The 9,458-nt window shown below is 38.1% G+C and carries 9 protein-coding genes, 1 tRNA gene and 1 CRISPR repeat array; of the genes, 5 read left to right on the top strand and 5 right to left on the bottom strand.

Annotated elements, in window-relative coordinates; translation table 11 throughout:
- Window positions 1-204: 204 nt before the first annotated feature.
- From H6F45_RS19380 to H6F45_RS19395, 4 genes are all read left to right on the top strand, one after another.
- The gene (locus tag H6F45_RS19380; RefSeq protein ID WP_190348121.1) at window positions 205-1,632 is read left to right on the top strand and encodes an isochorismate synthase; all 1,428 of its coding nucleotides are present in this window, start codon (window positions 205-207) and stop codon (window positions 1,630-1,632) included.
- Window positions 1,633-1,648: 16 nt separating this feature from the next.
- Window positions 1,649-1,833: a CRISPR direct-repeat array (repeat unit 31 nt; unit sequence GTTTCCATCCCCTTGCGGGGAAGTTGATTTG).
- A 398-nt stretch (window positions 1,834-2,231) separates the two neighbouring features.
- The gene (locus H6F45_RS19385; RefSeq protein WP_137666751.1) at window positions 2,232-2,423 is read left to right on the top strand and encodes a hypothetical protein; all 192 of its coding nucleotides are present in this window, start codon (window positions 2,232-2,234) and stop codon (window positions 2,421-2,423) included.
- Window positions 2,424-2,619: 196 nt separating this feature from the next.
- On the top strand, window positions 2,620-3,618 hold the full coding sequence (locus H6F45_RS19390; RefSeq protein WP_137666750.1) for an iron ABC transporter permease: 999 nt from the start codon (window positions 2,620-2,622) through the stop codon (window positions 3,616-3,618).
- Between the two features lie 46 nt (window positions 3,619-3,664).
- The gene (locus tag H6F45_RS19395; protein ID WP_137666749.1) at window positions 3,665-4,441 is read left to right on the top strand and encodes an ABC transporter ATP-binding protein; all 777 of its coding nucleotides are present in this window, start codon (window positions 3,665-3,667) and stop codon (window positions 4,439-4,441) included.
- A gap of 203 nt (window positions 4,442-4,644) precedes the next feature.
- Here the strand turns inward: H6F45_RS19395 and H6F45_RS19400 are convergent, their stop codons facing one another.
- The 5 genes from H6F45_RS19400 to H6F45_RS19420 form a co-directional block, all read right to left on the bottom strand.
- The gene (locus H6F45_RS19400) at window positions 4,645-5,301 is read right to left on the bottom strand and encodes a polysaccharide deacetylase family protein (RefSeq protein WP_190348122.1); all 657 of its coding nucleotides are present in this window, start codon (window positions 5,299-5,301) and stop codon (window positions 4,645-4,647) included.
- A 90-nt stretch (window positions 5,302-5,391) separates the two neighbouring features.
- A complete protein-coding gene (locus H6F45_RS19405; protein WP_190348123.1) occupies window positions 5,392-5,961 on the bottom strand; it encodes a thermonuclease family protein in 570 nt (189 codons plus the stop codon).
- A 120-nt stretch (window positions 5,962-6,081) separates the two neighbouring features.
- Window positions 6,082-6,864, bottom strand: a complete 783-nt coding sequence (locus H6F45_RS19410; RefSeq protein WP_096567412.1) for an RNA methyltransferase — start codon at window positions 6,862-6,864, stop codon at window positions 6,082-6,084.
- A 60-nt stretch (window positions 6,865-6,924) separates the two neighbouring features.
- A tRNA-Leu gene (locus tag H6F45_RS19415) sits at window positions 6,925-7,006 on the bottom strand.
- 55 nt (window positions 7,007-7,061) lie between these two features.
- Window positions 7,062-7,211 (bottom strand): hypothetical protein, encoded by a 150-nt coding sequence (locus H6F45_RS19420; protein WP_190348124.1) that lies wholly within the window; start codon window positions 7,209-7,211, stop codon window positions 7,062-7,064.
- A gap of 97 nt (window positions 7,212-7,308) precedes the next feature.
- Here H6F45_RS19420 and murA point away from each other — a divergent pair, with 97 nt between their 5' ends.
- Window positions 7,309-8,688 (top strand): UDP-N-acetylglucosamine 1-carboxyvinyltransferase, encoded by a 1,380-nt coding sequence (gene murA / locus H6F45_RS19425; protein ID WP_096567413.1) that lies wholly within the window; start codon window positions 7,309-7,311, stop codon window positions 8,686-8,688.
- Window positions 8,689-9,458 lie beyond the last annotated feature (770 nt).

The following is a 9,458-nucleotide window of genomic DNA, read 5'->3' on the forward strand; positions in this document are numbered from 1 at the left end:
TAATTTTGTGATTGATAGTTTACCTCCTGTTAACAAAACTTGACTTGACATTTTGCAGTATGCAAGAGTATGTGTTTTCAGTTTTACCAGAACCCAGCAAATTAGAGGCTGGTTAATGGTAACAGAATATGCTACCTATAGAAATACGACCATGACTTATTACACTTTAGGAAGATAACTTAAAAAAAATTAACTTATACATCCATGACAATTTCACCATGTCGCAGCAGTTTCTTTATAGAATATAAAGATTTGCATCAATTACTGTTAGCAGTGCAAGAAAAGTGCTATGAACAGCGTAGCCAGCAAATTGTGAGTATTTCCCTGGCAATTGATTTCATAGATCCTTTAGTGGTATTAGATAAGTTTGCCCAAAAAAATACATTAAACTTTTACTTTGAGAACAGAAGTAAAGGTGAAGCTATTGTAGCCATTGATGCTATCAAAAAATTAGATATTAGTGGTCAAAATAGATTTCATAAAACCGAAGAATTTATCAAAGATTGTCTCAAAAACGTCATTAATTTTGGCAATATAAACCCTGTAATGGGGCAACCTTTTGCCGGTACTCACTTTTTTTGTAGCTTCAGTTTTTTTGATCAGCATCACTATTTAGATTATCCATTTTCATCTGCTACTATTTTTCTGCCTAAATTACAAGTAGCAGTCAAAAATTCTTCTTGCACTTTAGTTGTGAATCATTTAATTCATGCTGACATTAATATTCAAACAATATTACGGGAATTACAGGACAAAATTAAAACTCTCCAATCTTTAGTAAAATCATCGCCAAACATTGAACATTCTTCAGCCAATTTTATTAAAACCAAGATTAATAATGCCGATAATTTTAAATATTCAGTACTATCAGCTTTAGAAAAAATTGAATCCAAACATTTAAGAAAAATTGTTTTAGCCGATGCTTTAGATGTCAAATCATATAATTCTTTTAACTTATTCAAATCTTTAAATAATCTGCGACATTTCCATCCTAATTGTTATGTTTTTTCTATCAGCAATGGCAAAGGACAAAACTTTATAGGTGCGAGTCCAGAACGGTTAATTAGTATTCAAAATCAGGAACTCATTACTGATGCTTTAGCAGGTTCAGCCCCCAGAGGTAAAACACCAAATGAAGATGCGGCCAATGCCAACAACTTAGTTAATAGTACCAAAGAAAAACACGAACACAACCTAGTAATTGATTTTATCACCCAACGGTTATCACAACTCGGTTTATTTCCGCAAATTTTAGCCCCTCGTCTGCGACAATTATCTAATATTCAACATTTATGGACACCCATTACTGCGGTAGTACCTGCTAACGTCCACCCTTTAAAAATCGTTGCCCAATTACATCCTACACCAGCAGTTGCCGGTGCAGATAGAGATATTGCTTGTGCAGAAATTCGCTGTTATGAAAAATTTGAAAGGGGTTTATATGCTGCACCTTTGGGATGGGTAGATGCAAAGGGAAATTGTGAGTTTATTGTCGGTATTCGTTCAGCTTTAATTGATGGCGATCGCGCTAGACTTTATGCAGGTGCTGGTATTGTCGCCGGTTCTGATCCTGAAAAAGAATTTGCTGAAGTGCAGCTTAAACTTCAAGCATTACTCAAAGCTTTGGTTTAGGTTTTGGTAAATAATTGTTTCCATCCCCTTGCGGGGAAGTTGATTTGGAAAGTGGATTTGATTCTTATTGCCACCAAAGCAAAGAGAGCGTTTCCATCCCCTTGCGGGGAAGTTGATTTGTAAAGGTGGTTGTGACCACAACCTGGCGCAGTTGATCCCGGGAGTTTCCATCCCCTTGCGGGGAAGTTGATTTGTAAAGAGTTTACTTCTAGAAACTTTACTGACCAAGGGTTTCAGATACCCCAATCTACACACCTTTTTTTATTGAGAAAAAATCAGTGCTTGTTGAGAAAAAACTGACTCATTCAAGAGTCAAAAGCCTTGCTACAAAAGCAATCGACACAGGTCAACGAATTTATTAGGTTTTCAAGGTTCGGAAGATGTGTGTCGATGTTCTTGATACACTTTTCATATATACAACACATCGCCATAAATGTCAAGTTTTTGACAGATGACAATACCTTTGCCATTTTCCCGTAGGTTGGGTTGAACGAAGTGAAACCCAACTTACAGCGATTTTCAGGTAAATGAACCACATTTTTTAATCTCACGCAAAGACGCAAAGGCGCAAAGGAAGAAAGGAAGATAACAAGAAGGATGTGGTACAAATACATGAAAACTGCTGTAAACTCAACGTATTTGTTGGGTTTCGTTCCTCAACCCAACCTACAAATCAAGATATTTTTGATTTTGGCGAAGGTATTGATATTGGTATAAGTTTGCTCGGATGTGAGGAAATATCTAATTTTAGTATTCCCCATCCAGAAGCAAAAATCCCAAATATCTATTAAATTCGGCTACACTAATTATTTTTCTGGCAACACCCTACCTGTATTAAAATATAAATGTGATTATTTAATGTGTTCATTTTCCAGGGTTAACTACAATTTTTGATGTTCACATAAAAAACTTTTCAAACTTTTTAACCTTGATTTATTGTAAAATATAAAATAAAATATAAAAGGACTGAAGTCCTTACTACTAACCATGCAGAGTTTATTTACTAAATATCGTCTATTCTGGTCTATTATTTTTCTGGTCGGTGCTTTGGGATTGACTTTTTTTATCTCTCTTTCTCAAGGTGCTGTTAATTTTAATTTTGTTGATTTTTACCAAGCTTTATTTCGAGAAGGCGACCCTATTAAACAAACTATTCTCTGGGATTTACGACTTCCGAGAATTATTGCTGCTATGGTTGTAGGGGCGGCTTTAGGTATGTCAGGCGCACTTTTACAGGGGATGTTGCGTAATAGTTTGGCTGACCCTTTTATCTTGGGAATTTCTGCGGGCGCTGGGTTAATTGTGATTATTATGATTGTTTTGCAGGTGTTCCCTATTGCGATTCCTTTTGCTGCTTGGTTGGGGGCAATTTTAACTTCTGCTCTTGTTATTTTCCTCGGTCGTTCTCCAGGAGGAATTTCTGTAGAAAGGTTAATTTTGGGCGGTGTTGCTGTTAGTGCTTTGTTTGGTTCTGTGCAAAGTACGTTATTATTAATGGCGGAAGATGGTCAGGTGCAAATTGCTTTAAGTTGGTTGGTTGGTAGTTTAAATGGTCGTGGTTGGCCAGAAATTTCTACTGCTAGTCCTTATATTATTTTGGCTTTATTATGTGGTTGTTTGTTAGCGCGATCGCTCAATGTTTTGGCTTTGGGTGATGAGTTAACTGTGGGTTTGGGTGTTTCTTTATTTCGTTCTCGTTTATTAATTGGTGGTGTTGCCACTTTATTAGCTGCTGGTGCTGTGAGTATTGCTGGTTTAATTGGTTTTGTGGGTTTACTTGTTCCCCATGCTGTACGTTTAATGGTGGGAACTGATAACCGTTTTGTTTTGCCTTTTTCTGCTGTTGCTGGTGCTTGGTTATTGATGTTTGCAGATTTATTAGCGCGACTCGGTGCGGTGGAACTTCCTGTTGGTTCGGTTACTGCTTTGTTAGGTTCTCCTTTGTTTATTTGGTTACTTTATCGTCGTTCCAGTGGTTTAGGTTAGAATTATCAATTATCAATTATCAATTATCAATTATCAATTAAAAACTATGCCTTTAGAATTAGAAAATCTCTCTGGTGGTTACACTGCTTTACCCATTGTTAAAGATGTGAATTTGTCTTTACAAACTGGTGAATGGTTGAGTTTAGTTGGTGCTAATGGTTCTGGTAAGTCTACTTTATTAAAGTTAGTTAGTCGTATTCTCTCTCCTCAAGGTGGAGTAATTTTATTGGATGGTAAAGCTATTCATTCTCAACCACCTAATTTAGTTGCTCAGAAATTAGCTCTTTTACCACAACAACAACCTGTTCCTACTGGGTTAACTGTGCATCAATTAGTTAGTTTAGGTAGAACTCCTCATCAAAAATGGTGGCAATGGGAATTAACTGGTAATGATAAACAAATTGTAGAAACTGCAATTCAAAAAACACAACTTGAAAAATTTAGCGATCGCCTAGTAGAAAATCTCTCAGGAGGTGAAAGACAACGGGCTTTTTTAGCTTTAGCTTTAGCACAAGAACCCAAGGTTTTATTATTAGATGAACCGACTACTTATTTAGATATCAATTATCAACTTCAGTTATTAGAATTACTCAAAAATCTGAATCTCCAACAACAATTAACTATCGTCACTGTTTTACATGAATTAAATTTAGCTGCTCGTTATAGTTCGAGAATTGCTTTATTAAAACAAGGTCAACTTTGGGAAGTTGGTACACCGGAAACTGTGTTAAACCCAAGTAATATTTCTGAAGTTTTTGGTGTTGAATCTTTAATTATTCAAACTCCTATTGGTTTACAGGTTTGTGCAGTTTCATCTTTATAAATTGACAATTGACAATTGATAATTGTTGTACTCAAGTTTTAAAACCTCTCCTTTCTAGGAGAGAAAATAAAAAATTGCCTATTTCCTAATTCTCTCACTTCCAGTAAGAGGTAATTTTCAGTTGTCCATTGTTAAAAAAATGTTCAAAAAACCTCCCACTACAAGAGGGTTTTACTCCTGACTCCTGACTCCTGCTATAACTGTCATAATTTATCAACAGTTATAAATTCATAACCCTGTTGTAACAGTTGGGGAATCAAAATTTTGATAGTTTCTGCTACATCTTGTCCACCACAAACTCCATCATGTAATACTATTAATGATCCATTTTGAACTTGTTTTAAAACTCGGTTCACAACAATAGAAACACCAGGACGCACCCAGTCTTCTGGAACAACACTCCACATCACTGGTCTATAATTCCACTGTTGAAATAATTGTAATGTTTTGGGTGTGAAAAAACCGTTAGGAGGACGCACATCTCTCACTTGTTCCGGTTGTAATTCACAAGCATTATAAATTGCAGTTTGGGTTTTTTCTAAACTCTGTTTAAGTTGAGTTTCTGACAGGGTGGGAAATGAATGATGTTCGTAACCATGTAACCCTATCCAATGTCCTCTATCTTTAACAGCTTTAGCAATATCGGGTGAACGGTTAACACAAACACCCAACCAAAAAAAACTAGCTGTAATTTTATAATGTTCTAAAACCTTCAATACTTGGGGTGTGTATTGAGGATGGGGACCATCATCAAAAGTAAGTGCTATTTTTTTAGTCTTACTATCTCCACACCAAAGACAGTGGGGAAAAGTTGGTTGAAGTATGCGGTAAACTATTGGAAATAGAGGTGCAAACTGCATAATTGATAATTGATAATTGATAATTGATAATTGATAATTGATAATTGATAATTTGTAATTAAGATTTAATTTTCTGCAATTATCATCATGTTAATTAGCCTTCCTAAACTTCCGATATTCCCAAGGATCAACAAATTTTCGATCATTCCAAACTCCTAGCTTTTGCTGTTGTGCTTGTGCTTCTGCCTGTTGGATGATATCTTTACTGGGACACTTGGTTAAATAAGGACGATAAACTTTAGCTAAACCTTCCTCTAACAAAACTTGTTGGATAAAAGTGCCATTTTTTAATCGCACTTCTGCCAATTTTCTACCATAGCGATCGCTTTCTATAATACCCAACTTCACGCGATCGCCTGACTGTTTCACCAATTCTTGTACCCGTATTTGTGCTTTTACTCCCCAATTAAATTGATTTATATCCCGAACCCGCCTACTATTTTTTTCTTTGTTGGTGTGAGGTATTTCTGGTGCATCCACACAAGCCAATCTAACTGTAAATTTTTGATTATCTGCACCTCTTAACACCAATGTATCACCATCACTTACCCTTTCCACAACTTCACCAGAGCCAGCAAATAGGATATTATATTCCATCAAACTCACAACAATGAGAACTGCACTTAAACCAATGATAATTTTTTTAATTAATTTATTCATTTAACGATAACAACAGTGACGACACAGACAATATTGATCTAGATGCTTTAGAAGATGCAGTTGCGGATATTGAACAATATTTAGCACAAAAGGACAAAAAACCGAAAAATTAAGAATTGTTCACCTATGAGTTAATTGTCGCTGGGCTTCATATAACATTAAAGCTGCGGCGATCGCCACATTCAATGATTCTACTCCAGGACTAAGGGGAATTTTAACTTGAGTATCTGCCATTGCGGCTAAATCATCTGACAAACCAGCACCTTCATTTCCCAGTAAAATTAAACTCGGTTTTTGCCAATCTACGTCCCAATAAGTTAAACTCGCAGTTGGTAAAGTCGCAATTACTTGCATTCCCGCTTGCTGACATTGTTGAACTGTTGCTTTTAAATCTTCACTTACTGCCTTATTTAAACGAAACCACTGCCCCGCAGATGCACGTAAAACCTTGGGATTATCTAAATCAACACTATCATCACTCAACCATAAACCCGACGCACCCGCAGCTGCCGCAGTTCTAATAATAGTTCCCAAATTACCGGGATCTTGCAAAGTTTCCACAGCCAAAACTAATCCACTCCAAGGAACTTGGTTTTCCTGTTCACCCCGTTTTGCAGTCGCTACCACACCATCTGGTTGTACTGTAGTTGCGATCGCTGCTAAAACTTCTGTACTGACAATTTCTGCCCGATTACACTGATTACAAGCCACTTGCCATAATTGAGGATGTGTCTGTTCCCATTGCGGAGTACAGCAAACTACATCTAAAGGATAATCAACCGCACAAGCTTCTTCTAACAAGTGCGTCCCTTCCAATAAAAATAATTGTTGTCTATGCCTCTCTTTGGTAGAGTGCAACTTGCGGATCTGCTTAACTAGGGGATTTTGTAAACTGGTCAGCACGATTTTAAATTTTAGATTTCGGATTTTAGAATGATCTAAAACCCAATATTATGTTAATAATGCGGAACCCGGGACTTGAACCCGGAAGCCTTGCGGCACTAGAACCTGAATCTAGCGCGTCTGCCAATTCCGCCAGTTCCGCTGGCTTTTATTATCTTATCACCAATTTCCTATTATTGCGTAAATCTTGAAAATTGTCAATATAATTCTTTATAGGGAACAGGGGACTGGGGACTGGGGACTGGGGACTGGGGAAGAAGCAGGGGGGCTGGGGACAGGGTGCAGGGGAGAAAAGAGTTATTTAGTTTTGACTTTTGACTTGATCTTGCCCAATGCCCAATGCCCAATGCCCAAAGAAAGAAAATGTAGACAAATCTACTCTTTACTGTAGAATCGAAACCAACTTCAAACCTTTATTGTTACTTATTTTTTGGAGGTAGGCTTATTAATTCTTCTAGCAGCTTACCAGAGGGCAAGTTGTCACCTGAAGCAGACTCCTCAGTCTTGCAAATTTGGGGTGGACATTCTTTGCAAGGTCATGTAAGAATCAGCGGGGCAAAAAATTCAGCATTGGTAATCATGGCTGGAGCTTTGCTTTGTTCAGGAGATTGTCGGATTCGCAATGTCCCCTTATTGGCGGATGTAGAACGCATGGGGCAAGTTTTATCCGCTTTAGGTTTGTCCTTAACCAGACAAGGGGATATGTTAGATATCAATGCCATAGATATCAGCACATCTAAAGCACCCTATGAATTAGTTACCCAACTGCGAGCCAGTTTTTTTGCCATTGGTCCAATTTTGGCGCGATTGGGTGTAGCACAAATGCCATTACCGGGGGGTTGTGCTATTGGTGCGAGACCAGTTGATTTGCACGTCCGAGGACTGCAAGCAATGGGGGCAGAGGTGCAAATTGAGCATGGTATTTGTAATGCCTACGTTCCTGGTAGCAATAAAAGATTGCAAGGGGCGAAAATTTACTTAGATACTCCCAGCGTTGGTGCAACCGAAACCTTAATGATGGCAGCTACCTTAGCTGATGGGGAAACCATTATTGAAAATGCAGCCAGAGAGCCAGAAGTAGTTGATTTAGCCAACTTCTGTAATTCAATGGGAGCAAAAATTCAAGGTGCCGGTACAAGTACCATTACCATTGTTGGTGTCGAAAAATTACATTCTACCGACTATACAATTATTCCTGATCGCATTGAAACAGGAACTTTTTTAGTCGCTGGCGCAATCACTCGTTCAGAACTGTTACTGTCTCCCGTAGCACCGGATCATCTAATTCCCGTCATTGCCAAATTGCGAGATATTGGTGTACCGATCATTGAAGAAGGTTCAGACTGTTTGCGAGTTTTACCCGCCGAAAAACTCAGAGCTACAGATATTGATACTTTACCCCATCCGGGATTTCCCACAGATATGCAAGCACCGTTTATGGCCTTGCTAACTTTGGCCGAAGGTGACAGTATCATTAACGAATCTGTGTTTGAAAATCGGCTGCGCCATGCTTCTGAGTTGAACCGCTTGGGGGCAGATATTCGCGTTAAAGGTAATACTGCCTTTGTTCGCGGAGTGCCAATGTTATCCGGCGCACCAGTAATAGGTACAGACTTACGAGCATCCGCAGCTTTAGTCATTGCTGGACTAGCAGCAGAAGGAAAAACCACTATTCAAGGACTAAAACACCTAGATCGTGGTTATGACAGATTAGATATGAAGTTACAGCAACTGGGAGCGAAAATTATTCGAGTAAATGAAGCATCGGCAGATGCTGAATTACATTCAAATCATCAAATCTCGTCAGCTTCTGCATCTATCTAGGGTCTAGAGCGTCGATTCAGTAATGCTAGGTAATTTGTTTTTACCTTGTAGGGGCGAAGCATTCGGGTGATAACCTATTGCTGAAACCAGTTCATATTCCGTCCGAATGCTTCGCCCTTACGATTAATGAATCGGTGTTATAGGAGTCAGGAGTCAGGAGTCAGGGAGAGAATATTAGAGCAAGTCCTAAGTTGACAATTTCATAGACAAAACTATACTTATATTGACAAAAATCAATATATTTTTAGGAAAAAATCAACTACTTGATATATAATACGGTGATATCAAGTATTGAATTGAGACTATTGCCGACGCGAAAACCAAGCAATGATGGTGGTAGTCTTTTTCAGAAACTTAATTGGAACACAATCGCGTCTGGCTAAGGCGTGAAAGTCTACTGAGGGATAACTGCTCCCATGCTCCCGTTGAAGTAGAAAGTAAAGTCTAGTTTTGTCTAGGTTTTATATAGCAGAATATTAGAGAATATTAACTTTTGGCTTTTGGCTTTTGGCTTTTGGCTTTTGCGATTCATATCATGTCCGGTAGAACACTTACGATCTCTGTCAACAATAGGTGATTTTTGGACTAACCGATACAAAAAGCTGATTGCTGTTAACTGATAGCTGAATGCTTACCCCAAAACAAAAATACCCCCCATTTCTGGAGGGTATTTTCTTATTTAACTAAGCTTATTAAACCCAGTTTCAGATTAACCGTTGATTGCAGGAGCAGTCAAAGCAACAGGAGCAACTTCACCAGCAGCTAAGTCT

Origin of the sequence: Sphaerospermopsis sp. FACHB-1194, from assembly GCF_014696235.1 — a bacterium.
Classification (GTDB): Bacteria; Cyanobacteriota; Cyanobacteriia; order Cyanobacteriales; family Nostocaceae; genus Sphaerospermopsis; species Sphaerospermopsis kisseleviana.

Excerpts from the sequence above, each read along its gene's own strand:
- H6F45_RS19380 (WP_190348121.1), top strand. The coding sequence starts at position 205 with ATGACAATTTCACCATGTCGCAGCAGTTTCTTTATAGAATATAAAGAT.
- H6F45_RS19390 (WP_137666750.1), top strand. The coding sequence starts at position 2,620 with ATGCAGAGTTTATTTACTAAATATCGTCTATTCTGGTCTATTATTTTT.
- H6F45_RS19405 (WP_190348123.1), bottom strand. The coding sequence starts at position 5,961 with ATGAATAAATTAATTAAAAAAATTATCATTGGTTTAAGTGCAGTTCTC.
- H6F45_RS19400 (WP_190348122.1), bottom strand. The coding sequence starts at position 5,301 with ATGCAGTTTGCACCTCTATTTCCAATAGTTTACCGCATACTTCAACCA.
- H6F45_RS19395 (WP_137666749.1), top strand. The coding sequence starts at position 3,665 with ATGCCTTTAGAATTAGAAAATCTCTCTGGTGGTTACACTGCTTTACCC.